This window comes from Collinsella aerofaciens, from assembly GCF_015553355.1.
In the GTDB taxonomy this organism is placed as follows: Bacteria; Actinomycetota; Coriobacteriia; order Coriobacteriales; family Coriobacteriaceae; genus Collinsella; species Collinsella aerofaciens_V.
This window is the reverse complement of the sequence record NZ_JADNGN010000011.1, coordinates 1-24,430: the sequence shown is the minus strand read 5'-3', so window position 1 is coordinate 24,430 and position 24,430 is coordinate 1. Positions and strand designations below refer to the sequence as shown.

Annotated in this window: 16 protein-coding genes and 2 tRNA genes; 17 read left to right on the top strand and 1 reads right to left on the bottom strand. The window is 56.9% G+C overall.

Going from position 1 to position 24,430, the window contains the following annotated elements; genetic code table 11:
* The first annotated feature begins 135 nt into the window (after positions 1–135).
* Together I2D57_RS04265 and I2D57_RS04260 are read left to right on the top strand one after the other, a co-directional pair.
* Positions 136–3,333 carry a prolipoprotein diacylglyceryl transferase gene (locus I2D57_RS04265; RefSeq protein WP_195361604.1) on the top strand — a complete coding sequence of 1,066 codons (3,198 nt, stop codon included), beginning with the start codon at positions 136–138 and terminating at the stop codon, positions 3,331–3,333.
* Positions 3,334–3,354: 21 nt separating this feature from the next.
* Positions 3,355–3,573: a hypothetical protein gene (locus tag I2D57_RS04260; protein ID WP_195361603.1), complete on the top strand. Its 219-nt coding sequence runs from the start codon at positions 3,355–3,357 to the stop codon at positions 3,571–3,573.
* Positions 3,574–3,639: 66 nt separating this feature from the next.
* On the opposite strand, the gene I2D57_RS04255 is transcribed toward I2D57_RS04260, so the two are convergent.
* A complete protein-coding gene (locus I2D57_RS04255) occupies positions 3,640–7,071 on the bottom strand; it encodes a SpaA isopeptide-forming pilin-related protein (RefSeq protein ID WP_195361602.1) in 3,432 nt (1,143 codons plus the stop codon).
* A gap of 297 nt (positions 7,072–7,368) precedes the next feature.
* Between I2D57_RS04255 and I2D57_RS04250 the strand changes: the two genes are divergently transcribed.
* The 15 genes from I2D57_RS04250 to I2D57_RS04180 all read left to right on the top strand — a co-directional run bounded on the left by I2D57_RS04250 (position 7,369) and on the right by I2D57_RS04180 (position 23,648).
* Positions 7,369–7,443, top strand: a tRNA-Gly gene (locus I2D57_RS04250).
* Between the two features lie 294 nt (positions 7,444–7,737).
* Positions 7,738–9,081 (top strand): adenylosuccinate lyase, encoded by a 1,344-nt coding sequence (gene purB / locus I2D57_RS04245; RefSeq protein ID WP_195361601.1) that lies wholly within the window; start codon positions 7,738–7,740, stop codon positions 9,079–9,081.
* Positions 9,082–10,806: 1,725 nt separating this feature from the next.
* Positions 10,807–12,729: an Ig-like domain-containing protein gene (locus tag I2D57_RS04240; RefSeq protein ID WP_195361600.1), complete on the top strand. Its 1,923-nt coding sequence runs from the start codon at positions 10,807–10,809 to the stop codon at positions 12,727–12,729.
* 204 nt (positions 12,730–12,933) lie between these two features.
* Positions 12,934–13,770, top strand: coding sequence for a substrate-binding periplasmic protein (locus I2D57_RS04235; RefSeq protein WP_195361599.1), 837 nt, complete (start codon positions 12,934–12,936; stop codon positions 13,768–13,770).
* Positions 13,767–15,008 carry a hypothetical protein gene (locus I2D57_RS04230; RefSeq protein ID WP_195361598.1) on the top strand — a complete coding sequence of 414 codons (1,242 nt, stop codon included), beginning with the start codon at positions 13,767–13,769 and terminating at the stop codon, positions 15,006–15,008. Before I2D57_RS04235 ends, I2D57_RS04230 begins: the two co-directional genes overlap by 4 nt.
* A 48-nt stretch (positions 15,009–15,056) precedes the next feature.
* Positions 15,057–15,566 carry a GGDEF domain-containing protein gene (locus I2D57_RS04225; protein ID WP_195361597.1) on the top strand — a complete coding sequence of 170 codons (510 nt, stop codon included), beginning with the start codon at positions 15,057–15,059 and terminating at the stop codon, positions 15,564–15,566.
* A 113-nt stretch (positions 15,567–15,679) separates the two neighbouring features.
* A complete protein-coding gene (locus tag I2D57_RS04220; protein ID WP_055287275.1) occupies positions 15,680–15,943 on the top strand; it encodes a TIGR03905 family TSCPD domain-containing protein in 264 nt (87 codons plus the stop codon).
* Positions 15,943–17,154, top strand: a complete 1,212-nt coding sequence (locus I2D57_RS04215) for a twin-arginine translocation signal domain-containing protein (protein ID WP_195361596.1) — start codon at positions 15,943–15,945, stop codon at positions 17,152–17,154. The genes I2D57_RS04220 and I2D57_RS04215 overlap by 1 nt, the downstream gene beginning before the upstream one ends.
* Before the next feature lie 153 nt (positions 17,155–17,307).
* Positions 17,308–18,030, top strand: coding sequence for a response regulator transcription factor (locus I2D57_RS04210; RefSeq protein ID WP_006236208.1), 723 nt, complete (start codon positions 17,308–17,310; stop codon positions 18,028–18,030).
* Between the two features lie 11 nt (positions 18,031–18,041).
* Positions 18,042–19,607, top strand: a complete 1,566-nt coding sequence (locus tag I2D57_RS04205; protein ID WP_195361595.1) for a sensor histidine kinase — start codon at positions 18,042–18,044, stop codon at positions 19,605–19,607.
* Between the two features lie 118 nt (positions 19,608–19,725).
* Positions 19,726–20,604: a phosphoribosylaminoimidazolesuccinocarboxamide synthase gene (locus I2D57_RS04200; protein WP_035136481.1), complete on the top strand. Its 879-nt coding sequence runs from the start codon at positions 19,726–19,728 to the stop codon at positions 20,602–20,604.
* Positions 20,605–21,180: an ABC-2 transporter permease gene (locus I2D57_RS04195; RefSeq protein ID WP_022093792.1), complete on the top strand. Its 576-nt coding sequence runs from the start codon at positions 20,605–20,607 to the stop codon at positions 21,178–21,180.
* Between the two features lie 89 nt (positions 21,181–21,269).
* The gene (locus I2D57_RS04190) at positions 21,270–22,550 is read left to right on the top strand and encodes an aminopeptidase (RefSeq protein ID WP_195361594.1); all 1,281 of its coding nucleotides are present in this window, start codon (positions 21,270–21,272) and stop codon (positions 22,548–22,550) included.
* Between the two features lie 28 nt (positions 22,551–22,578).
* Positions 22,579–22,651 (top strand) — tRNA-Lys (locus I2D57_RS04185).
* A gap of 199 nt (positions 22,652–22,850) precedes the next feature.
* On the top strand, positions 22,851–23,648 hold the full coding sequence (locus I2D57_RS04180) for a TraX family protein (protein ID WP_195361593.1): 798 nt from the start codon (positions 22,851–22,853) through the stop codon (positions 23,646–23,648).
* Positions 23,649–24,430 lie beyond the last annotated feature (782 nt).

The window sequence follows — 24,430 nt, the reverse complement described above, 5'->3', positions numbered from 1 at the left end:
TATCCTTGTCCGCTCGGGGCGTTAAGATGGCCCGAATTCGGTCGTTTGCGCTCGCTCGGGGTATACTTTCGACTATATACGGTTCTAATGTGCATGCATTGGGCCTATTTGTCGGATTATGGATGTGGAGCGCACATGGCGAACACCCAGAACTATATTAACCACCTGCTGCAGAACACCGGCATTACGCCGGCATGCAGCGAAGAAGAGCGCTTGGCTGCCGAGGATATCGCTCAGATCTTCCGCAACCACGGCTTTGATCCCGAGGTTCAGGAGTTCAATGCCCCGGCGCCCGGTAGGTTGGCATTTGCCGTTACCGGTATTCTTGCGTTTGCCGGCGCCCTGCTGATGGGCATCGGCGGCGGTATCGGCTTGGTCGGCACCTTGCTGGCCGTTGTCGGCGCCGTTCTTTACGTGCTCGAGCGCACGGGCCACCCCGTGGTTTCGCGTCTGGGCAAGACGGGCGTGAGCCAAAATGTCATCGCCTACCACAAGGCCTCGGGCCCGCTCGCGTCTCCGCGCAACCGCCCGGTGGTCGTTGTCGCACACTACGACTCTCCCCGTGCTGAGCTGCTCGCCCGCGAGCCCTATGCTTCGTATCGTGCGCTCATCGCCAAGCTGTTGCCCGTTGCCACGGTTGCCCCTGCTGCCGTTGCCATCCTGCGTATCCTGCCGCTCCCCGGCGCGCTCAAGGTTCTGCTGTGGATTGTCGCGATCCTCGCTTCCCTCGTTGCACTTGCCAACGCGGCAAACATCATCTCTAACCGCCACATTCTTCCCTATACGTCCGGCGCGGTGTGCAACAAGTCTTCTGTCGCCGCTATGCTCGGTGTTATGGACAACGTTGCTCCCTTCCAGGGCGAGAACGAGTTTCCCGACGATGTTCCGTTCGATACCTATTTTGGGGAGCAGAAACGTCGTGCCGAGGAAATGGCGCGCGCGGCGGCGGAGTATGCCGCGGCCCAGCAGCAAAACGACTACGGCAACACCATCGAGTACGAAGAGCCTACCTACGCCGAGGACGAGTTCGGTCAGCCGATTGCTCCCGACGCTCAAACCGAGCCCGAACAGGGCGAGGCTTTTGACGAGCAGATCGAGGGCTTTGAGGGCGCGTCTGCCGACGAGACGCTGATTGGCACCATCGTGCCCGAGGATCAGAATCAGGCTGTCCAGGCCGAAGAGTTCAATGACGAGGTTCCCGCTGCTGAGCCGGCGGAGGAGCCTGCCGCGGCCGAGCCCGAGCCCAAGCTCTATCGCAACGCCGCCGGCAACATCCGCTTTGGTTCGGATGCCATCCGTGCGCTCGGAATGCTTCCCGAGTCCTGCACGCTCGATTACGAGGAGGGCGAGGAGCCGACGTTTGAGCCCGAGCCTGCCCCCGTCGTGACTGCACCTGCGCCCGCTGCCACCGTGGATGATGAGTCTGCCGCGGTTACCGCTGCCGTTGCCGAGCCCGAGGCAGTGTCCGCGTTCGATCCCGCGGCAGGACTGGACATTTTGGCTCCCGCCGCGCCGGCGCAAGACGTTGCGGACGAGTCTGACGACGATTACGTTGAACAGCCGAGGCGCGTGTCTTACGAGAGCGATACTGATTTCTCGGCCGAGATTCCCGCGGCAACGCCCCATGCCGACATTGCATCCGCGTTCTCGTCGATTGGCGCCAGCGCTTCCAACTTCTTTAAGGGTGCGCTTGCAAAGGGCAAGAAATTTGTCGACGATTTCGAGGAGAAGCGCGCTGCCGCACGCGAGGCTGCCGAGCAGGAGGCTATCGCTCAGCAGCAGGCAGCCGAGGCGGCACGTGAGCGCGCGGCGCAAGAGTTCGAGCAGAACGAGGCTATGCAGTCCGTACCCGTCGACGCTGCCGAAGCTACAACGTCCTTTGAGTCCCAGCAACCGACGTCCGCGGATGTTGTTGAGGCGACAACGTCTTTCGAGGCTCAGCAGCACGTCGATAGCACCATGTCGTTTGATGCCGCGCAGTTCGATTCCACGATAACGTTTGAAAAGCAGGGCACCGCGATTGCCGAGCCCCTTCCTGCTTCCGATGAACAGGACGACGCGGCAGACGATGGCGAGCCCATTGATGCTGCCGAAATCCAAGATGCTGCCGAGGGCGAGTCCGTCGAGGCCAACTCTGACGAAGAGCAATACGCGTCAGCCGATCAAGGCGATTCGACCGAGGTCGAGCAGGAGGAAGTGCCTGCGGTGACCGAGGCTCCCGAGACGGATGAGTCGAGGCCTTACTCCACGCAGATTTTCACCATGCCGACCCCGAGTGGTTCCGGTGGCACGGTTGCCAATGTCGCTCCCACCCAGGACGAAACGGTCGATTCCCTTATGGCCCAGATTTCCTCCCAGGCATCGCCGCGTCCGCAGATAAATGTTCCCGATCCGGCGTCGGCTCCGTCGCCTGCACCTTCCTCGTCTCCGCTGGCTTCGGTCCCCGATCCGTCGCTGCCGTCGATGAAGCAGGCAAACGTTGCGTCTCGCACGTCTCTGTTCGACCTTCCCGATCCCTCTGCCCAGGTCAACGACCCCTTTGCTACTGCCCAGGGTCCCGAACCCACATCGGCACCCGTTGCGCCTCCTATGCCCGTTGCGTCGGGCGCCCAGCCGATCGAGACCATTTCGGCTCCCGCCCCGGCGGCACCCAAGTCTCGTAAGCGCGGCCTGGGCGGCCTGTTCGGTCGTAAAAAGAAAAACGAGCAGGACAGCATGAGTGACTGGCTGGGCGTCGAAGACGATTACGATGCCAAGAAGTCCGGTCGCGGTATCGGTTCGTGGGATAACTTCGAGGACGATAACGATGGCTGGAAGGGTGGCGCTACGTCTTCCGATGGCGCTTCTTCCGAAGATATGCTCTCGGCTGTCGCCTCTATGGGCGATGATGAGCTGCTCGGTCACGATATCTGGTTTGTGGCAACGGGCGCCTCGGATTGTGATGACGCCGGTATGAAGGCCTTCTTGGCTTCGCATCGCGATAAGCTCCGCGGCGTATTCTTCATCAATCTTGAATCCGTCGGCGCCGGTAGGCTTTCGGTGGTGACGGTTGAGGGCGAACAGCAGCTGCTTAAGGGCGATCGCCGCATCATGAACTTGGTCAGCAAGGTGTGCAAGTCGTTCCATGTCGATTGTGGCGCGCTCGAGATGCCCTATGCCAAGACCGATGCCTATGCCGCACTCGAGGCGAGCCGCCGAGCCCTCACCATCGCTGGCGTGGACGGCACGCGTCTGGCTTGCGCTCGTACCGAGGACGACCTGCCCCACAATGTCAACCCGACGAACATTGCCACGGTATCCGAGGTCGTGACCGAGGTTATCCGCCGTTCGTAGACGGAGCTCTAAGGAGTCAACGTGTTTTCGTATATTAAGCGCCATTGGCCTGTCTACGTGATTTTGACCTTGATTGCCATTGCGTTAGGATTTGGGGCTGCCTACATCGTGGGTGCGAAGGGCTCGACCCCCGCCTCCGCAATCAGCGAAGAGGTGGAGCAAGAACAGAGCACGGGTGCCGATGGGATTCCTGAGTCCGAGCAAGCAATCGTTGATGGTGGATCTTCGTCTTCAGAGTAGATACGGAGATTTACATGATTGAAAGCGGGCGAGCCGGGGGACTGGCTCGCCCGCTTTTTCATCGCGCTAGTGCTTCTTTTGGATCGACCTAAGGCGAGCGAACCATAGGGCTGCGGCACCCGAGGTCAGGAACGCGGTGATGCAAGCGGTGATGGGAACTGATCCTGTTGCCGGTAGGTCCTGCGGTAGGGTACAGCGTTGAATGACACGGTCCTCGTCATGTGACTCAAGTTTATCGCCGCCGCCGTTGCGGCAAAGATCGACGCGCGCGCTGTTGGTGAGTGCGGTTTGGGGCGTATAAGCCGACGTTGCCTGCATGTGCACGACTGCGCCCCGAGCGTCTGTGCCAAGTATTGCTTTGGCATCGTCAAGGTCGTCGTGCTCATCTTTGAGATCATCACGGGTCCAAGAATCCGCATCGCTTCGAGTCGTAAAGTCGGCGGCTACTGCACCGTATTCAATGCGAATGCCCGTTACGACGGTATTGGATGCAAGGTCGAGCTCTTTCGCCTCGAGTGTGGTGGATTCCGTGGTCGAGACATCCGCCTTCCAGAGGTGCCAGCCGTCGTAATCGACGAGGCGACAGTCCTCACCAAGACTCTCTTTTACTTCGTCGGACTCAAGCCAAGGATTGTCGTGCCCATCGTCAAGTGTCGCGTTTGCCGGCTCATCGACGTCTGTCGAGTCCAACGGCGTCGTGCGATACCACACGTTGCACAGACCGTTGAGGTCGCCGATGGCGACGGGGGTTTCGATTGAGACGAATCTCGCTGTATCGTCCTCGGCACACTCAAGATCATCGGTAATTGTGAACTCATCAACCCAGGTAGCTGAATCGTTTCGAGCGTCAATGGTATAGGAGAAAAGTCCATACGTATTGGTTTGCGTCGCGGCGCGATTTTTACCATCGCCGTTGGCCAGTAGACCCTTCCCGATAGGTTGGACAAGTTCCTGACGCTTGTCGACCTGCCCCTTGATCTCGATGGGCGCATCCTTCATCGCGACGGATTGGACTTCTCCCGTATCCTTTATTTCAAACGCTATCTCTTCGGCAAGGTCATAGGTCCGCGGAGACATCATTTCGCGCAACGAGTAGGTGCCGGGTGCAAGATGTTCGATGCGGTGCGGCTTGTCGGATGAGGTCCAGGAGTCTATTTCGGTTTTATCGGGACCATATAAGGTGAGCCGTGCGCCTTCCACTTCCTGCTCACCGCTTGCATCGACCTTGGAGATATCAACTTTGGTGTAATCGTCGGATACGTTAAGCCGTGCTTCTACAACGGGTGTTTTCTGGTCGGCATAAGTGAGGTCGACAATATGGGATGTCCGATCGAGTAAGAAGCCTGCCGGCGCTTGAGTCTCGACGACCTCGTAGCGTGCGGCGCCGGATCCCAGCGGGAGGTCGTCCGCGCGCGCTTCTCCAGCTTCATCCGTCGTGACGGTCGCGACGGTCTCACCGTCGAGCGCGGCAATGCTACCGTCGGGGCGCACGATATCACCCGAGGCACGGATCTCAAAGATGGCGCCCGCGAGGCTGCTGCCGTCTACGGCATCGGTTTTAACGATCCTGATGATTCCGGTTGCGGCGTGGTCATAATACGAGGCGATTGCAACGGGCGTTAGGTTCATGTCGGCGGGTATGTTTACCTCGATCTCGTCGCCGACAAGATAGGGCTCTTTGGCCGAGGTTTCGCGTACATAATAGGTGCCCGGCACGAGCGATTCGGGAAGTGTGACGGTCCCGGTCGCGTCAGTCGTAAAGGTGTCCATTACGTTATGTGCTGGATACCAGCAAGTTTGTGAGACAGGCTCGTGATTGCTGTCGAGGAGTTGGAAGGTGAATCCGGCTAGGGGAACAGAAGCACCTGTTTGTGCATCGCGTTTTACAATCTGGAGATGCGTCGACAGAGCGTGGTTGTCCACGATATATTGAAGCTCGGCGCCGTCGGAAATCTGATTGGCCTCGATGGTCCATTCCCCTGCACGTTTAAAACCCTCGGGGACGGTTTCCGGAACCTCGCGAACCGTGTAGCCGGCACGGTCGTATGGGACGGCTCCGTGGACACCGGCGGGTCGTTTGCCTGTGCCGAACCATGCTTCGGGCTGATCTTTGGTGGAGGCAAAGCCATAGATGTTTGTGGTCAGTGTGCCAACAACCTGCTGAGAGCTGTTGCTGACAACCTCAAAGATAACACCACCCGCCGGCTGCTCCAGACCGGATTGGTCGCTATTGCCGTAATCCTTGAATTTGGAAATCTCAAGGTTAAACGCAATGGGGATATCGGAAACGCGAGATTCGATCTCGACCACGTCTGAATCGCCGAGCTGATCGGCTCCAACGGTATAGGTCCAGCTGTCGTTGGATGGTAGGTAGCCCTCGGGGGCTTTTGATTCGTAGATGGTAAAGGTTCCTAAGGGGACATCGGCGAGTGTAGCCCGACCGCTTTCGTCAGTCGTGAGAATTTGCGACCATCCAGGGGTTGATTGCGACACACACGTGAACTCTGCTCCTGCGAGTGAAGATCCCACCTGGGGGCCGGCATTCGTTGCGGCATCGAGTTTTACGATACGCAGGTTGATGGTGCCGGGTTGTTCATCGATGGCGACCTGCCCGCCGTCATTCCCCGTGGTAAAGGCAATACGATCGTGGCGGGGGACATAGCCGGTCGGCGCCTTCGTTTCAACTAGGTAGTATGCCGTGTTGGGCAGAAGTGTTGCTTGCGCTCGACCGTTGCTGTCCATCTTGATGGTGCCGACACGCGCGCCGCTGCCGCTCTCAAAAATATCGAATGTTGCCCCGGTAAACTGATAGGTATTGTTTCCGCTGGTAATAACGGTGTTCGCAGACTGCTTTTGGAAGGAAACAGAGACCGCCGGCAGTACATAGAGCATGTCTTGACGTTTGCTGCCGCCCGATACGGCCCCTAGATAGCGTCGCGCGCGGTGCGGAGCGGCTTTGATGCTTCCTGATTTTGCGCTGTCGTGGAGCCACCGCGCAGCCGTCACGACTTCATTGTCGGCGGTAAAGTGTCCGCTCTTGGTTTTACCCTGAGCGGTCGTGTAGGAGTAGGTGCCGTCGACATGGGTAGTGCCGTTGAGCATCCATACGGCAAGCTGGGTGGCGGCGCGGGCGCGATCGGGTGAAAGATGGTAACCGCCAAACGACGTGGTGGTGGGATATCCGTGACAAACGATTGCCGCGAACTCGTCGTCGAGCCACACCCAGCCTTGATCAAAGTTGAGCCATGGGCCGCCCGGTTTGGTGGGGCCGGGGCGCTCCTGGTTCATGCAGTAGGCAATCGAGGTGTCTTGAGCTTCATACTTGCCGATGAAGAAGGGCCCACAATCATCGCTAATAGTGCGGAAGCCGAGCTGGTCGTAGCCATCGACGGCAAATGCGGCTCCCGGTGCCAGGCAGCCGAAAAGCAGGAAGAGGAGCAGGAGCAGCGGACCCGTTGCGATTGCGCTGTGGACAGAGTGCGTGGGTGCGTTGGACATGGCTGCTCCTTATCCCTCGTGCGCCGCACGGGGAGGCTGCGACGCGTAGGATGAGGCTACCCCCGAGGTTCATGCGGGTAAGTACCGGAGCCTGACCAAAAGCTTGCCCAATTCCTGACAAATTGAGCTCAAATACAACAATCAAGCAAAAGCGCAGGTAGAGGATAAGGAGAACAGGAGGTCAAAGGTCCTCATCTCCACAATTGACGCGATTTTCAAACGAATCTCCATAGCTAAAACAAGCATCGCCACCCTTGTATCGAACAAGACAACCGCGTTATACTATCCCCCACATATGCGGGCATCGCCAAGTGGTAAGGCATCAGCTTCCCAAGCTGACACTCGCGGGTTCGAGTCCCGTTGCCCGCTCCAGTAAAAAGCACAAGCACGGCAGCGTTACGTTGCCGTGCTTTTTACTACCAAGCGCCGGGACTCGAACCCGCCAGGGTGCGAGCGTTAAGCAAACGCGAAGCGTTTGTAGCGAGCAGGCGAAGGCGCCGACAGGCGCCTGAAGCCGGTGCGGATTTGCGAAGCAAATACGCGGATGTCCCGTTGCCCGCTCCAATTCCAAAATGTTAGGTTAATGCCTGCTGCCCATACTTGCACCTGCGCACGGTACAATGGTTGAGTTACGACCAACGTGCCAATAACCAAAAAGGAGCCGCTATGATCGATCGCTATACCCGCCCGGAGATGGGACACATCTTCTCCCTCGAGAACAAGTACGCCATTTGGCAGGAGATTGAGGTCCTGGCCTGCGAGGCGCAGGCGGAGCTCGGCAAGATCGGTATTTCCAAAGAAGAGGCCCAGTGGATTCGCGACCACGCCAACTTTGAGAAGGCGAAGGTTGACGAGATCGAGGAGGTCACGCGCCACGATGTCATCGCCTTCCTGACCAATATGAAGGAGTACATCGACGCCGATGTTCCCGAGGGCGACCCCAAGCCCAGCCGTTGGGTTCACTATGGCATGACCAGCTCCGACCTGGGCGATACGGCTTTGTGCTACCAGCTCACGCAGGCCTGCGACCTAATCATCGAGGACGTCAAGAAACTCGGCGAGATCTGCAAGCGTCGCGCCTTCGAGGAGCGCAATACGCTCTGCGCCGGCCGCACCCATGGCATCCATGCCGAGCCGATGACCTTCGGTATGAAGTTTGGCTCTTGGGCATGGGAGCTCAAGCGCGATCTCGATCGTCTTGAGGACGCTCGCAAGAACGTTGCCTTCGGTGCCATCTCGGGCGCCGTCGGCACCTACAGCTCCATCGAGCCGTTCGTCGAGGAGTACGTCTGCGAGCACCTGGGCCTGGTCCACGATCCGCTGTCCACGCAGGTCATCAGCCGCGATCACCACGCCTACCTTGCCGGCGTGCTTGCCACCACGGCGGCCACCTGCGAGCGCATCGCGACCGAGGTCCGCAACCTGCAGAAGACCGATACGCTCGAGGCCGAGGAGCCCTTCCGCAAGGGCCAAAAGGGCAGCTCCGCCATGCCGCACAAGCGCAACCCCATCACCATGGAGAAGGTCTGCGGCCTGTCGCGCGTCGTGAAGTCCAACGCTCAGGTCGCCTTTGACAACGTTGCCCTGTGGCACGAGCGCGACATTTCGCACTCTTCCGCCGAGCGCGTCGCCCAGGCCGATAGCTTCATCGCGCTCGACCACATGTTCCAGTGCCTCATCCGCGTTATCGACGGCCTGCAGCTGTATCCTGCTCGCATGATGGCCAACCTCAACAAGACCCGCGGCCTCATCTTCTCCTCCAAGGTCCTGCTGGCCCTCGTCGATACGGGCATCACCCGCGAGGACGCCTATGCGATCGTGCAGGAAAACGCCATGGCCACCTGGCACGAGGTGCAGGATTGCGTCTCCGGTCCTACCTTTAAGGAGCGCCTCGAGGCCGATCCGCGCTGCACCGTCAGCCAGGAGAAGCTCGACGAGATCTTTGACCCGTGGGACTTCCTCACCCGCATCGACACGGTCTTCGATCGCCTGGAGCAGCTCGAGTTCTAATTGACCGATCGGGGAGGTAGTCAAATCGATCAATTCTCCGCGGCCCTCGTTCGAGTGCGACTTTCCAACACAAGCCCCGCTCGCAGCTCGCTCTGCCAGCGGGGCTTGTGCATGAGCGCACCTAGAAAGCTGGACGTCAGCGATATATGCGCGTCAACTGTGCTGCTTGCCGATAATTTGAGACATCTGACAAACATTACCTTGCCGGTAACTGTCGGGGGGGGGGGGGTATCCTTAAGCCAATTTTAAGGTGTGGGAGAATGCTGCGTTTTTTCACGAGAGATTGGACTTAGGGGAATGAGAAAAGGGTTTTGGAGGATAGCCACAGGCATCTGTGTTGCTTTAACGGCGGCAACGTTTGGGCTGACGGTGGCCGCTCCGCATGCGGATGCTGTCATGCTGGAGTCGCAGGACGGTTCCATGGGTGCATCGTTTCTCCCATACGATTCGTCTACAGGCGATGTGTGGTCAGAATTTGATGTCGCTGTTGGACAGACGGTGAAAGGAAGGCTTTCCTTTTTTAATAAAAATCACGAATGGGCGCACATTGACCCTAGCGATATCGATATCACATCGTCTGACGAGGATATCGCTAAGGTAAGTTATGAGTCACATAGTTGGGTATTGACAATTAGCCCCACCAAAGTTGGCACAACGACTATAACCCTGAAGAGCAAGACCGACGAGAGTTTAAACGGTTCTCTTAAGATTAAAAGTGTGGCTAAAGTCAATCCAATTAAGGTCAGTTTCGTTTCTTACGACCAATCTGGTGCGACAACAAACACCGCAACGCTGGGTTACACGGATGATTGTCCGCAAAAATGCGGGAACACGCATTATGCATTACTAGAGGGGAGAGTTGACGTTCGTCCCGTGGACGAGAGCCGTGCGGCCACATATTTTGTTATTAAGGAAGACCCCTCAAAGGATTCCAAAGTCCAGGCAAGGGTGAATTCGAATTATTCATCATATGGAACTTCCGAGCTAAGCGCTTCTTTGCAACTCGAGGCGTTGTCGAAAGATGCTAAAGAGGCCAAGGTTCTTGTCGACTATTGCAACGGTGAAGTTGAGACGAAGAAGCTATGTGATGTTGTAACCGAGAATCAGGAGCCCGGATTCAATGAGCGTGGGAACAAAAAGCAAAAGATGCTGGTTGGGGACAGCGATTATCTGACTGCCATTCTCAACGTTTCTCCAAATGAAGTACTGAAGGCATGCCAGCGCGCACATTGGGGTGCGGACTTTGGCGCTGTAACCTATTCTCTGGAAAGCAACGATGTCGTTGAGCTTATCGGTGGTGAAAACTCGTTTAAGGCAATAAAGCCTGGCACCGTTAAGGCTCATGCTCGTGATGGCCTTGGCAATGACCATCCCTTTGAGATAGAGGTTGTCGACCCTGCGGAAGTGAGCCTTTCGAAGGCTAAGTTTGTGTCGAGCGATTATACATTTCCCTGTGAGGTCAGTTCAGATAGTATATCCAAAGATTGGCTTTGGCTGGAATGTGACAGGGGGTTTGAATATCCAAAGGGCGTGCTGAGTAAAAGCGCTGAGGAATTGATGGACTCCTATGCCGGCGCAAAGTATTCTTTCACTTCAGATAATCCGGATGTCCTCGAGGTAAAAGGACCGATGTTTAGTGGTGGCAGTTACTTGGGGTATTTAGTGCCTCATAGTTACGGCGATGCAACGGTTTCAATGTACTTGGGTGGTCGTCTCTGCGACACGATGACCGTTCATGTTGTCAAGCTTGGCGAGGAGCCTGCAAAGACTGCGGTTTCCATTGCGGACAGCTACTCAACCTCCATGGATAAAGGCACGACTCAGCAGCTGAAGGCAAAGGTCTCCCCTGATGACAAGGCCAGCCAAGTTGTTTGGTCCTCTTCCAACGAGAGCGTCCTTACCGTCGACGCTAACGGTCTTGTTACCGCTGTCGGTGACGGTGATGCCACGATCACGGCAACGGTTGATGGGGTCTCTGCAACCACGGATGCGATTACGGTAACCACTCCGGTTGTAAAGGTGTCGGGCGTCAAGCTCAGCGCTTCAAACCTTAAGCTTGCTGTGGGCGGTGAGCCCTCGACGTTGACCGCAGCGGTTGAGCCCGATAATGCAACGAACAAGAACTTGTCCTGGTCGTCGAGCGATCCTACGGTCGCCACGGTTGCAGACGGCGTCGTGACCCCGGTCAAGGCAGGTGTTGCTACGATTACCGTCACCACTGAGGACGGAGAGCATAGCGCCACGTGCAAGGTGACGGTTATTCAGCCTGCTACGGGCATCACGCTCGATAAGCAGAAGGTCGTGCTTGTGGGCGCTGCAACCGAGCAGCTTAAGGCGGCGGTCGTTCCCGCGGAGGCTAACCAGACGATTGTCTGGAAGTCCAGCAACGAAAGTGTCGCTACAGTCGATCAAACCGGAAAGGTGGCGGCTGTCTCCAAGGGCGCCGCAACCATCACCGTTTCGACTGAAGACGGCACCTATTCTCAGGATTGCGCGGTGACCGTCTCTAATCCCGCAACGAACCTTACGGTCGACCAGAGCGTCCTCGGCCTCAAGAAGGGCGAAGAGGGCACCGTGAAGGTTTCTCTTGCTGGAACCCTTGCGGGTGAGGTCGACGAGACCAATCTTGCTCTGGATGACACGGGCGCTTCGAAGGCGTTTAAGGTTGTCGACAACGGTGATGGCTCCTACACCGTTACCGCCCTCAAGACCGGTTCTGGTTCTTTTGTCATCACTGCAGGGTCGCTCTCCCAGACCGTTTCGGTGACCGTGACCAATCCCGCCCAAAAGGTTGAGCTCAACAAGACGAGCCTGTCCTTTACCGTCGGTGATGCCTCCACAAAGCTCTCCGCAACGGTGAGTCCTGCCGATGCAGACGATACGACGGTGAGCTGGACCTCCAGCGACTCGTCGATCGCCACGGTCAAAGACGGCGTCGTGACGCCGCTTAAGGCCGGTACCGCCACGATTACCGCCACCTGTGGCGACAAAACCGCGACCTGCGCCGTTATCGTAGCGGCAAAGACCATTGCAGGCGTTGCGGGTAGCAACGGAACGGACGTTAGCGTAAGCGCCGAGAACAATGTCGCTGCCGGCATTGCCCAGAACAACAGCATCTCTCTTGTGGTCGAGGAACCGACGGATCTTACCGATGCCGCCAATGCTACGATTTCCGGCCTTGAGCAGGGGGCTACCAAGGTTGCCGATAAGCTCGATATCAAGCTTCTCAAGGACGGCGAGGTTATCGAGGACTACGAAGGCATGTCCTTCATCGTCCGTGTCAAGATGACTGCCGCCATGAAGGCGCTCACCAACCTCAAGGTGCTCTACGTTGCCGAGGATGGTTCCACTCAGGCTATGGATACGTGGACCGAGGGCGACTACCTCTGCTTCCGCACGAGCCACTTCTCGACGTACGTGGTGACGGGCGAGGAGGCCAATGGTGAGCCGATTCAGCCTACGCAGCCCGTGACGCCGTCCCAGCCTAGTCAGCAGACGACGACTAAGGTGACCAAAAAGTCTGTTAAGGCTACTAAGGGCGCGCTTGCCAACACGGGCGACCAGGCCCTTGCTGTCGCCTTTATTATGGCCGTTGCCGGCGCTTCGCTGATTGCCTTCGCGCTTATGCGCAAACGTCTCGAGCGTTAGGGTACCCCACTCGTCACCCGTATCGACACGGTCTTCGACCGCCTGGAGCAGCTGAACTTCGAGTAGGGCTAGCCTAATTCGACCGCTTGCGGATTCATTTCAACCTTTGGCGCCTTGCCCATCTTGGGTGAGGCGCTTTTTTATTGCCGGCTCATCCCCGGGTATAAAATGAAATCCGACTGCTGTTTCGATGAAGGGAGGCGCGTGCCCGGACGCATCAAGCGAGCCGCCATCGTCTCGTTTACGCTCATACTCCTTGTTGCCGTCTGTGCGGGCGTCCTGACGTATACCGTTCGAAGCAGTTCTTCCTCTCCGAACGAAGCCGACGAAGACCTCCCGGTACTCAAAATCGGCGTTACGGATAACGACCCCTATGTGTATGTCGATACCACGGGCGATTACGCCGGTATCGATATCGACATCGCCCGCGAGGCCTGCAAGCGCGCGGGGATCAAGCCGCAATTTATCGACATATCTTGGAATGACCGTGATCGCCTACTCAAAAACGGCGATATCGATTGCCTGTGGTGCGACTATTCTCCCTGTTATCGCGAGGATAAGTATTACTGGACTGAGCCGTATTTGACCCTGACGGTTTCGGTCGCCGCCAAGAAAACGAGTGGCATCACGTCCTTGGCGCATCTCGATGGAAGCAAGACCATTGCGGTGATTGCGGGCTCGGTGAGCGAACGCCGATTGCTCGCAGGGGATCTGGATATCTCGCCGGACGTGCAAATCAAATCGTATGGTTCTGCCGAACTCTGCAAAGCCGCCCTCGCCAAAGGGTATGTCGACTGTTGGATGGCGGACGTTCAGTCGCTTGATCGACTCGTTGCCCAGTATCCTGGCGTTTATCGTGTGTTCGCCGACAACGTTATGACGGTTGACCTGGGCGTCGCGTTTGATGATAGCTATGAGGGGGAGTACGTCAAAAACCTCGATACCGCACTGTCCGACATGGATCGAGATGGCACGGTTGACCGTATTGTGGGCAATTACAAGACAGGAGCGACAACGGGCGGGCAAGGAGCGGAATCATGACAAATGACGAGCGCCGCTTTCGCCGAAAGGGTTTAGCCGCAGTGGGCATCGGCATCGTGGCCAGCGTTGCCCTACTGAGTCTGCTCTATATGGTTGGCACGCATTGCTGCCTTGATAAAACGCTTGGGTTCGGCCAGGAAACCATGGTGTTTTTAAAAAATGCCTGCGAAAAATATGACCGATATGAACAGGGAAGAAAAACCGAGGCGACGCACAATTTGGATGCGGCGCTCGAGTCGTTTGCGACGTTCTTGCCGCCTGATCGATTTGAAGTCAACGACGATCTGGTCGAGGAATATGTCCATACCGAGAGCCTTTCGGGAATGTTGGTCATGGACGCCGATGGTCATATGGTCGCCCATTACGATTTCGACGGCCGCGATCCGCTCATGTTGTGGCGAGAGGAGCTGGCCTGTTCGCCGGTCGCATCGATGTATCAAGGTTCCAAAGTGACCTACTCGACCGCTGTCGAGCGCCGCGGTGTCGACTTTGCCGTGAGTGCCGTTCCATACGGTGATGGGGTGGCGTTGGGGTATCGATCCCTTGCGGCTGAGCCCGCCGATGACTATTCATACACGATCGCCGACGTCCTTGTAAACAACACGTTCCATCAGAGTCCAACAGTGCTTGTGATGCGCGATGCGCAAATCGTTTCTTCAAACGATTCGACCGTCGATATAACCCTTGCCCGGCTTCTCGCCGATAGCGGAATTGACTGGAAAGACGAGGGCGTAACACGTATCGAATATCGGGGGACCACCTTATATGCCGTGCGTGCGGCATATAAGGACTACCGCCTGTTTGCGCTATATCCCAAATCTGAGGTCATGTCTGACAGGATTTCATTTGTCGCCGTCGGCGTCTTGGTGTGCCTTGCGTTTTGGGTCGTGGTACTGTTGGCTCGAAATATCGCTGACCACCGCAATTTGGTCGAAAAGGATAAACAGCTCGGCATTATCAATGCCATAAGCGCCATCTACGATTCGACCTTCCTTTTGCATCTTGACACCCTCAAGATCGAGGGAATCAATATGTCGCCGGCGATAGCGAAGATGTTTGCCGAGCATAGCGAGGCATATGACTTTATGGACACGGTCTGCCGGGATATCGTGAGCCCCGAAAGCCGCGAAGCGGTTGTGGGGCTCGTAGATATAAGTACGCTTCGAGAACGTATGGAGGGCGTACCGTACTTGGCTGCCGAGGTGCGAGATTGTCGAGGCACTTGGTACTCGCTATAGGTTGTCCCCCAGCATCGCGATGAGCAAGGCCGCCTGGATTCGGTCGTCGTGGCGACGCACAACATATCGATGGTCAAGCATGCCGAGGAGCTGTCATACCAAGATAAACTGACGGGGCTTCGCAACCGCAACTATCTGGAATCGCGTGGAGATAGCCTGGTAAACGAGGACTTGCCAGTGAGCGTGATTATGGTGGACTGTAATTATCTCAAGCGGACCAACGACATTTATGGTCACGAGATGGGGGATGAACTGCTGCGACGGACGGCGTCCGTGCTGCGGCGGGTGGCTGGTGCGGATTACCTGCCGATGCGCGTTGGCGGCGACGAGTTTTTGCTGGTTTGCCCCCATACTGACAACGAGTCTGCGCTCGGGCTGGAACAGGATCTTCGTCTCGGTCTTGCCGCGGTAAGCGATGAGACCCTGACGGTCAGCGCATCGATTGGCGTGGCGACCGTCGAGACGGCTGGAAATACGCTGGCCGATGTATATCGCGTCGCCGACCACAATATGTATCGGGAGAAGCGCATGGTCCACGCACAGGGTGCGGACTGCTAATCTTGCCCCCGCCAGTCCAAGCATCGTAGGATGTTGAATCGGTGCTTGCGATAATAAGTCGGTCCAGGCGGGGATAATAGACGTCTGAAATTTCTTTCTGAGAGGGGATCTCAATGATTAGTTTTGACTACAAGCCTCAGGGTGTATGCTCTCGCAATATTCACCTCAATCTCTCTGACGATGGCAGCAAGGTGCTGGGCGTCGAGTTTACCGGCGGCTGCGATGGCAACCTCAAGGCCATCTCCAGGCTGGTCGAAGGCGCTCCCGCCGATCGCGTAATCGAGGTTCTCGCCGGTAATACCTGCGGTATGAAAAAGACCTCTTGCGCCGATCAGCTTACGCGCGCTATCGAGGCCGCTCGCGCAGAGATCGCCTAATGAGCATCGCTGATCGCTTTAAGAATGGAATAACGCGTCGAGGTTTTGTGCTGGGTGGCGCCGCTACCGGTGCTGCTGCCGTACTGGCCGGTTGCTCGAAAAAAACGGGCACGAGTGATGACGCCGCTGGCGAGCCGCAGGTTATCAAGGACGATTCGAAGATTGTCTCGATCACTGATGAGTACGAGGCTGTCGATATCGATCTTGAGCCCGCAGCCTCGTGGACGCTGCCGCTGGGCACGCTGCTGTACTACTGCGATGGCGACTACGCTGCCGCGATGATGGCGCCTGCTTCTGCCCTGCATGCCAATACGCTTGGTGTGCTCAACCTAGGCGATGGCTCGCTTACCACACTTATTGAGGATCCCATTGAGGGAACCGGTTATGCGTTTTACGACGTTCGCGCGGGTGATGGCGTGTTCGCGTGGGTCGAGATGAACTTTGCCAATGCGTCCTGGAAACTCTATGCGCAAAACCTTGCAGGCTCCTCCCTTACCGGCAACGCTGTCGAGCTCGACCGCGGTGGCGAAAACTACGATCCGCCGCTCTTCACAGCGTATGGGTCGTCGGTCATCTGGTATAAGATGCCTTCGTCCGGCGGCACCAAGACGAGTAACGATTCGTACTGCTACCGTCAGTCGCCCAGCGAGTCCAAGCCTGAGACTATTTGGAAGTCGACGGGCCGTTTCGCATCCGCCCCGCGTGTGAGCGACGGCATCCTGACCATCTCGCCCCGCGTGCACAATGATGAGGGCGTCTATTACGGTATGACGGCGATCGACCTGACTGACGGCAACAACACGAAGCGAGCTCAGCTGGTGCTGCCTTCGTCGGTTTCGCCTTTCGAGGCCGTGTATATGGGCGACACCTTCGTGTTCTCCATCGAGGCGACGTATAGCGGTGTGGGTAGCCTGGGCAATATGGGCACCTATATCGGTAGCGAGGGCGGGCCGTACCTCTTCCTTTCGCGTGAGCCGCTCGCGTGCGCCGCGGGAAGGAAAAATAAATACCTGGTTAAAGTTCAGGCGTCGCATTTTTTGATTGACACTTCGGCTAAGACCTACGGCTCGCTTCTGTCGCCCGACCGAGCCTTGGAGTATGGCGATTATCCTGCTACGGCGGGTAAATCGAACTCGTTCTTAACGTACGCAACGGTGCGTAACAGCCAGGGAATTCCCGAGACGGTTACCGCTCGCTTGTTCTCTCTTTAGTCTCCGAGGGGTTAAAAAGGGCTCGACAGGGGAATAAGCGCGTTGTGACTATGAGTACCGCCCGCCGAGCTGCCGCGTCATAGCGGCATCCGGCGGGCTCAGGTGCGTTAAAATGGGCTTGTTCTTAGCTAATTGAGACAGGGGGGCCGTGTTATGGCTTCAGATGCAAAAAAGATTCTGCTGGTCGAGGATGAGAAGGCAATCCGTGACGCCGTCGCTGCCTATCTCGAGCGCGAAGGCTACTGGGTTGTGGGCGTCGGCGACGGCCAGTCCGCGATCGAGGAGTTCGAGAAGCATCAGTTCGACCTGGTCGTGCTCGACCTTATGCTCCCCAAGATTCCCGGCGAGCGCGTTTGCCGCACCATTCGCGATACCTCGGATGTCCCCATCATCATGCTGACGGCTAAGGGCGAGATCGAGGACCGTATTATCGGTCTTGAGCTCGGCGCCGACGACTATCTGATTAAGCCGTTCTCGCCGCGCGAGCTCGTCGCCCGCGTTCGCGCTCTGTTCCGCCGTGCCCATCAGGCCGACGAGCCCGCCGTCGAGGTACTCGACTTCGGCGATCTGGTCATCGATATCTCGGGCCACAAGATCTTGGTCGAGGGCAAGGAAGTCGATCTGACGGCTTCCGAGTTTAAGCTGCTCACCACGCTTGCCCGCCATCCCGGCCGTGTGTATAACCGCATGGAGCTGGTCGAGAAAGTGCTCGGGTATGACTTTGAGGGCTATGAGCGCACCATCGATAGCCACGTGAAGAATCTTCGCGCCAAGCTGGGCGATGATCCCAAGAAGCCCAAGTGGCTCTACACCGTCCATGGTGTCGGCTATCGCTTCGAGGCTCCGGCCAAGACCGATAAGTCGGACGAGAAATAGGGAAATCACATATGACACCTGCGCGCTTTGAAATCGGACAAAAGCACAAGCAGGAGAGCGAGGCGGGTTCCAAGGCTAGTTGGAACACGCCTCGTTCCGATTCACGGCCAACGATGAGCTATCCCTCGCGCATGGCACTTGCTTTTGCTCTGACATCGCTCATGACGGTATTGGTGCTGGTGGGCGTTGTCTCTGTTGTGTGGGGCACGGTCTTTTCGGATTACACACGCTCCAATATCGTCGAAATCGCAAATTCCGCTGCCGAGAAGTTGGCGACCTCATATGAGGAAAACGGCTCTTGGACCGCGGGAGAACTGCGCACGGTCGCAACGTCGAGTTTGGTTTCCGACGATCTGGGCATGCAGGTCGTCAATAAAAAGGGTGTGATCGTTTATGACGATTCCTGGCCCTCGGCAAGCGCCACCGCCGATGTACGCGAAAACCAGGCTACGACCGACGACACGAGCGGCAAGAGGGCATCGCATAGCCCGGTCTCGTCTGCTCCAACCGACTCCGATAGCGTTGCTAACGTCGAGATTGTAACGTCTTCCGGCGAGCATGTCGGACAGGTAAAGCTGTGGGCCATCGGCTCCGACGCTCTGCTCACCAAGGCGGACTCTGCGTTTAGGGAGAAGACCTTTAACGCCATGGCCCTCGCCGCGGTTGTTGCAATCTGCATTTCGGTCGTTATCGGATCGCTCGTGTCGCGCATGCTCACCAAACCGATTCATCGCATCACCAGTACCGCAAAGCAAATCCGTGACGGCGACCTGTCGGCTCGCACGGGGCTGCGCGGTGATGACGAGATCGATCAGCTGGGTGAGACCTTCGATGAGATGGCCACCTCGCTCGAGAAGGATATGAAACACGAGAAGCGCCTGACCTCAGACGTTGCACACGAGCTTCGCACGCCGCTTATGGCCATGCTCGCAACGGTCGAGGCCATGCAGGATGGCGTGTATCCCACCGACGATGAGCATTTGGAGACCGTTGCTTCCGAGACGCGTCGCCTGGCTCGTCTGGTGCAGCAGATGCTCGACCTGTCGCGCATGGAAAACAGCACGGCTCCGCTCAACCTTGAGCCGGTGGACATGGTTCCTTTCGTGCGTTCCATCGTCAATGCCCAGGAGCGCCTGTTTGTCGACCGCGATCTGCGCCTGCGTTTTGCGGACGAGACCCAGGGTCACGACGATGTCGTCGAGGCCGATCCCGACATGATCACGCAATGTGTTATCAACCTCATGAGCAACGCCATGCGCTACACCCCCGAGGGCGGTTGGGTCGTGGTGTCGGTGCTCAGTGACCGCAGGCACGTCAGCATTGCCGTTTCTGATACCGGCATCGGTATTGCCAAGGACGATCTGTCGCGCATTTTCGGGCGGTTTTGGCGCGCCGATGCCAGCCGCGCCCGCGAAGCTGGCGGCCTGGGCGTCGGCCTCGCCGTGACCAAGCAGATTGTCGAGCGTCACCATGGCTACATATCCGTGGAGTCGGAGCTTGGAAAGGGTACGACTTTTACAATTCATCTGCCCCGCGAGCACACGGCGGACGCGGCATCTACTACAATGGAGCACTAGCTTTTCGCTATTCGGTGAAGGAGGGGCCGCGTCCCTGCCGCTCCGAGTTTGCGAAAACATGCGGGAAAGAACCCGCATTTCTGTCGTATTTAGGTAAGGAGTGACTCACGTGACAACGATGGAGCGTCGTCCGGATTCCCGTGGCAAGGTTCGTGATATTTACGATGCCGGTGAAAACCTGCTGATGGTCGCCACCGACCGCATTTCTGCGTTCGACTTCATTCTTCCCGACGAGATTCCGTTTAAGGGAGAGGTGCTCAATCGCATCTCGGCATTCTGGTTCGATAAGTTTGCCGACATCGTTCCCAACCATCTCGTTTCCATCGACCCGGCGGATTTCCCCGAGGAGTTTGCTGAGTATCGTGACTACCTCGCTGGCCGCGCCATGCTGGTTAAGAAGGCCCAGACGATTCCTATCGAGTGCATCGTCCGCGGCTATCTGACCGGTTCGGGCAAGAAGACCTACGACGAGAACGGCACCGTCTGCGGCATCCAGCTGCCTGAGGGCCTGACCGAGGCTTCCAAGCTTCCCGAGCCGTTGTTCACGCCGTCCACGAAGGCCGAGATCGGTGACCACGACGAGAACATCTCGTTCGAGCGTTGCTGCGAGATCGTGGGCGAGGACATCGCCACGCAGATTCGTGACCTTTCCCTCAAGATCTACAAGGCCGCTGCCGAGTACGCCGCGACCCGTGGCATCATCATTGCCGACACCAAGTTCGAGTTTGGTGTCATCGATGGCAAGGTCACGCTGATCGACGAGTGCCTCACGCCCGACTCCAGCCGTTTCTGGCCTGCTGCCAGCTACGAGGAGGGCAAGATCCAGCCTAGCTACGACAAGCAATTCGTCCGCAATTGGCTCAAGGCCAACTGGGATATGACGGGGGAGACCCCGCACCTGCCCGCCGAGGTCATCGATGGCACGTCCGAGCGCTATCGCGAGGCCTTCCAGATCATCACGGGCTCCCAGTTCACAAGCATGAAGGAGAACGCATAAGTGAGTACCCGTAGCGCCACGAACAAGCGCACGCAATCCCACGAAGTTACCGGGGTTGCGCGCAAGTCTGCCGCATCTGCTAAGCCCGCCCGCCAAGCAGCGAGCTCCGTTCGCGTCGTGCCGGCTTCGTCTAAGGCACGCCGCAAAGAGCTCGAGAAGGGCGAGAACCTCGAGGGCCTCTCTAAAGAGGAGAAGCGCGCCCGCAAGGCTAAGCAGCGCGCCAAGGAGGACCGCATCTATACGGTGTCGAATATCCTCCTCAAACAGGACGAGGACTACACCAAGCGCCGTCGCATCTGGTGGATTGTGCTCGCCATTGGCATGGTGCTCGTCGTGGCAATTTGGGCCTCGCTGTACTTCGCTCCCGCTGGCATGGTGTCCAGCCCTGTCCAGATGGTCGGCATCGTTTTGTCCTATGTCATCATCCTAGGTGACTTTATCTACGACTTCGCTCGTATTCGTCCCTTGCGCAACATGTACCGCGCGCAGGCCGAGGGCATGTCCGAGAACAAGCTCAACGCTCTTATCGAGCGCGCAGCTGCCGAGGAGGACAAGAAGGACTCCAAGAAGAAGTAGCGTTTGCATACATACTTATCGCTAAGATATAAGGCGCGTCGTTTTTGCGGCGCGCCTTTTTACTGTTCTATAGATAGATGGAGTGGCACATGATTCGAGCTGCCCTGACGGTCGAAGAGGCCCTGGAGGGTATGAAGTCCCTGGAGCCCAAGATTAAAAACTATGCGCGCCTGGTTGTCCGCAAGGGCGTAAACGTTAAGCCCGGCCAGGAAGTCGTCGTTCAGTCTCCGGTTGAGTGCGTGCCGTTTGCGCGCGTGGTGGTCGCGGAGGCCTATGCTGCCGGCGCCGGCCACGTGACGGTCATCTGGGCCGATGATGCCGTGACGAGGCTTACGTACGAGCATGTCGAGAAAAGCTATTTTGAGCAGACGCCCGAGTGGAAGCGCCTGCAGCTGGATTCCCTGGCCCAGGACGGTGCCTGCTTTATCTTTATCGAGGGTGCGGACCCCGCCGCCCTTAAGGGCATCGATCCCGCTAAGCCCGCTGCAGCTTCTAAGGCAAAGAACACGCAGTGCAAAGTTTTCCGCCGTGGACTGGATTACAACATCAATCCGTGGTGCATCGCCGGCGCTCCGGTCGTGGCTTGGGCGCGCGAGGTGTTCCCGGGAGACGCCGATGAGGTTGCAATCTATAAGCTGTGGAATGCGATTCTGCACACCGCTCGCGCCGATGGCCAGGACCCAGAGAGCGACTGGGAGCTCCATGACGCCGCATTCGAAAAGAACCTGCGTTTCCTGAACGGCAATCGTTTCGACTGCCTGCATTACACCGCGGCAAATGGAACCGATCTGACGATTGGCATGACGAAGGGTCACGAGTGGGCCGGCGGCAAGGGCAAGACGCCCGATGGGCACCCCTTCTTCCCCAACATTCCCACCGAGGAAGTCTTCACTTCGCCCGATCGCATGCGCGCCGACGGTATCGTGTACTCGGCCATGCCGCTCATCCACCACGGCAATAAAGTCGACGATTTTTGGATTAAGTTCGAGGGCGGCCGCGTGGTGGACTACGACGCCCGCGTGGGCAAGGCAACGCTCGCAAGTATCATCGATACTGACGAGGGCGCTGCTCACCTGGGAGAGGTCGCGCTCATTTCCAAGAACACGCCGATCCGCGAAAGTGGTGTTCTGTTCTACGATACGCTCTATGACGAGAACGCTAGCTGCCATCTCGCGCTAGGTGTCGGTTTCCCCGAATGCATCGAGGGTGGGTACGACATGTCCAAGGAGGAGCTCCTGGAGCATGGTGTTAACGTCTCGAGCACGCACGTCGATTTTATGATCGGCACGGACGACATCGATATTACGGGCATTACGCCTGATGGACGTGAAGTTGTGATTTTCCAGAACGGCCAATGGAGTTGGGAATAGTCCCAGACCGTGGTACAATGCCACCCGCGGGCCGTTAGCTCAGCTGGCAGAGCAGGGGACTTTTAATCCCAAGGTCCAGGGTTCGAACCCCTGACGGCCCACCCAAAGATTGTTGAGACGGTCAACTTCGGTTGGCCGTCTTTTTTGTTGCCGGTGCACGGGTTCGAACCCGTCGGGGCGCGGAGCTAAGTAAACGCGTGAGCGTTTGCCAGCGCAGCGCGCAAGGCGCGAAAGCGCCGCAGCGGCCGCCTGCGAAGCAGGCTGAACCCCCGACGGCCCACCCAAAGAAAGGAAAACGAAATGAAAACAGACAGATACGGAATTAGCGGCAGCACATTAAAGATAATAGCGGCCATTTCGATGGTTCTCGATCATGTAAGCAGGATCGTCCTGACCAATGGAATCATGACTCACGCATCGTACAATCAGATATCAGACGAGCAGTGGGCGATTCTAAGCGAGGCTTCGGATGTGCTTCATGTTCTTGGCAGAATTGCATTTCCCTTATTTTGCTTTTTGATAGTTGAGGGATTTTTGCATACTCATGACATAAAGAAGTACCTGCGAAATATGCTTGTCTTCGCAATCATTGCGGAGCCCATATACGATTTCGTTCAAACCGGGCAACTATTCGACCTTCGGCAACAAAATGTTATGTGTGAGCTCCTGCTTTCCTTGGTCTTTTTGATTATTCTGGAAAAGATACAAAGTCTTTCAAAATGGAAGAGGCACATCGCAGAATTTGCTCTGATTGTTTTGATAGCACTGGCAGCTGAATACACTAAACTAGATGGCGGCGTGTATGGCATTCTGCTTGTGGCTGCATTCTATTTATTCCACGACAGCAAGGCCAAGATGTTCTTTGCTGCAGTATGCGTAGTGCTCCTTTCGTCATGCCATATAGTTGGCGGCGGATTTGAGTTTGCTACAGCTAATGTATTTAATCCTGATGTTGCTGCCGCGGTCGTTTCGTTGCTGCTTATCAATCTTTATAATGGCAAGCGAGGGCTGAAGCTGAAATACTTCTTCTACGTTTTCTATCCGGCACATCTTGCTCTGCTTTATGGTGTCTCACTTATTGTTTTGAACTGTCTTTAATAACTCTCAAACAAGTCTCTGAAAGCAGAAACAAACTGACCCTAAGACTGCTTGTGAATTTCCGGAAGACCTGAGAGATGCGAGGATAGACAACGAGGGCTGCAGAAAGATGCTTCTCAGTTCTCTGGCGGATCGCACGTATCTGTATGAGGATCACTTCCGCACACTCATTAATAGCAGTGATAAACACGGCAGATCCTCAAAACATGGGACTGCGGAGGTCGAACGATGCTTCGACAGCATGAATGGCGGCGAGAAAGTGAGTTCGGAAACATCCTTTGGATGCTCCACCATAGAACAGAAAGCGATCGACTCCGGTTGATCGCTTTTTTGTTGCCGGTGCATGGGTTCGAACCCGAACTTCTCTATATATAAGAACGCTTGGCGAACAAAACCTGCCTTTTACCGACGGGAAACAAATAGCTGATGCTTTTGGAGTAAAGTGGCGCTCCAGAGATGACCGATGCCTTAACACCTATAAACCAGCTGGTCATCGCCAATATCAGAAGCCAATGCTTCAGTTATAACCTCAGGGACGCGACTGAGGGACATATTCGTTTGTGAACAAAATATGGAGTGCCAGATTCCCGCCCACGGGGCCCCTCCGGTCTGGCAATATATCTCCTTGCCGCGCGGCCCGGTCGGACCGGATGAGCCGCAAAGCGTGCACCTTGAGAACCGGATACTGCGAGGATGGACACTTCAAGTGTCGCATCCGGGCAGACATCGAACCATTTGAAATGGTCTAACTTGGATTTGTTTTTCGCAAGGCCGCCGAGAGG

Coding starts and splice junctions, on each gene's coding strand:
- I2D57_RS04265 (WP_195361604.1), top strand. CDS start 136: ATGGCGAACACCCAGAACTATATTAACCACCTGCTGCAGAACACCGGC.
- I2D57_RS04255 (WP_195361602.1), bottom strand. CDS start 7,071: ATGTCCAACGCACCCACGCACTCTGTCCACAGCGCAATCGCAACGGGT.
- purB (WP_195361601.1), top strand. CDS start 7,738: ATGATCGATCGCTATACCCGCCCGGAGATGGGACACATCTTCTCCCTC.
- I2D57_RS04240 (WP_195361600.1), top strand. CDS start 10,807: ATGACCGTTCATGTTGTCAAGCTTGGCGAGGAGCCTGCAAAGACTGCG.
- I2D57_RS04230 (WP_195361598.1), top strand. CDS start 13,767: ATGACAAATGACGAGCGCCGCTTTCGCCGAAAGGGTTTAGCCGCAGTG.
- I2D57_RS04220 (WP_055287275.1), top strand. CDS start 15,680: ATGATTAGTTTTGACTACAAGCCTCAGGGTGTATGCTCTCGCAATATT.
- I2D57_RS04215 (WP_195361596.1), top strand. CDS start 15,943: ATGAGCATCGCTGATCGCTTTAAGAATGGAATAACGCGTCGAGGTTTT.
- I2D57_RS04210 (WP_006236208.1), top strand. CDS start 17,308: ATGGCTTCAGATGCAAAAAAGATTCTGCTGGTCGAGGATGAGAAGGCA.
- I2D57_RS04205 (WP_195361595.1), top strand. CDS start 18,042: ATGACACCTGCGCGCTTTGAAATCGGACAAAAGCACAAGCAGGAGAGC.
- I2D57_RS04200 (WP_035136481.1), top strand. CDS start 19,726: ATGGAGCGTCGTCCGGATTCCCGTGGCAAGGTTCGTGATATTTACGAT.
- I2D57_RS04190 (WP_195361594.1), top strand. CDS start 21,270: ATGATTCGAGCTGCCCTGACGGTCGAAGAGGCCCTGGAGGGTATGAAG.
- I2D57_RS04180 (WP_195361593.1), top strand. CDS start 22,851: ATGAAAACAGACAGATACGGAATTAGCGGCAGCACATTAAAGATAATA.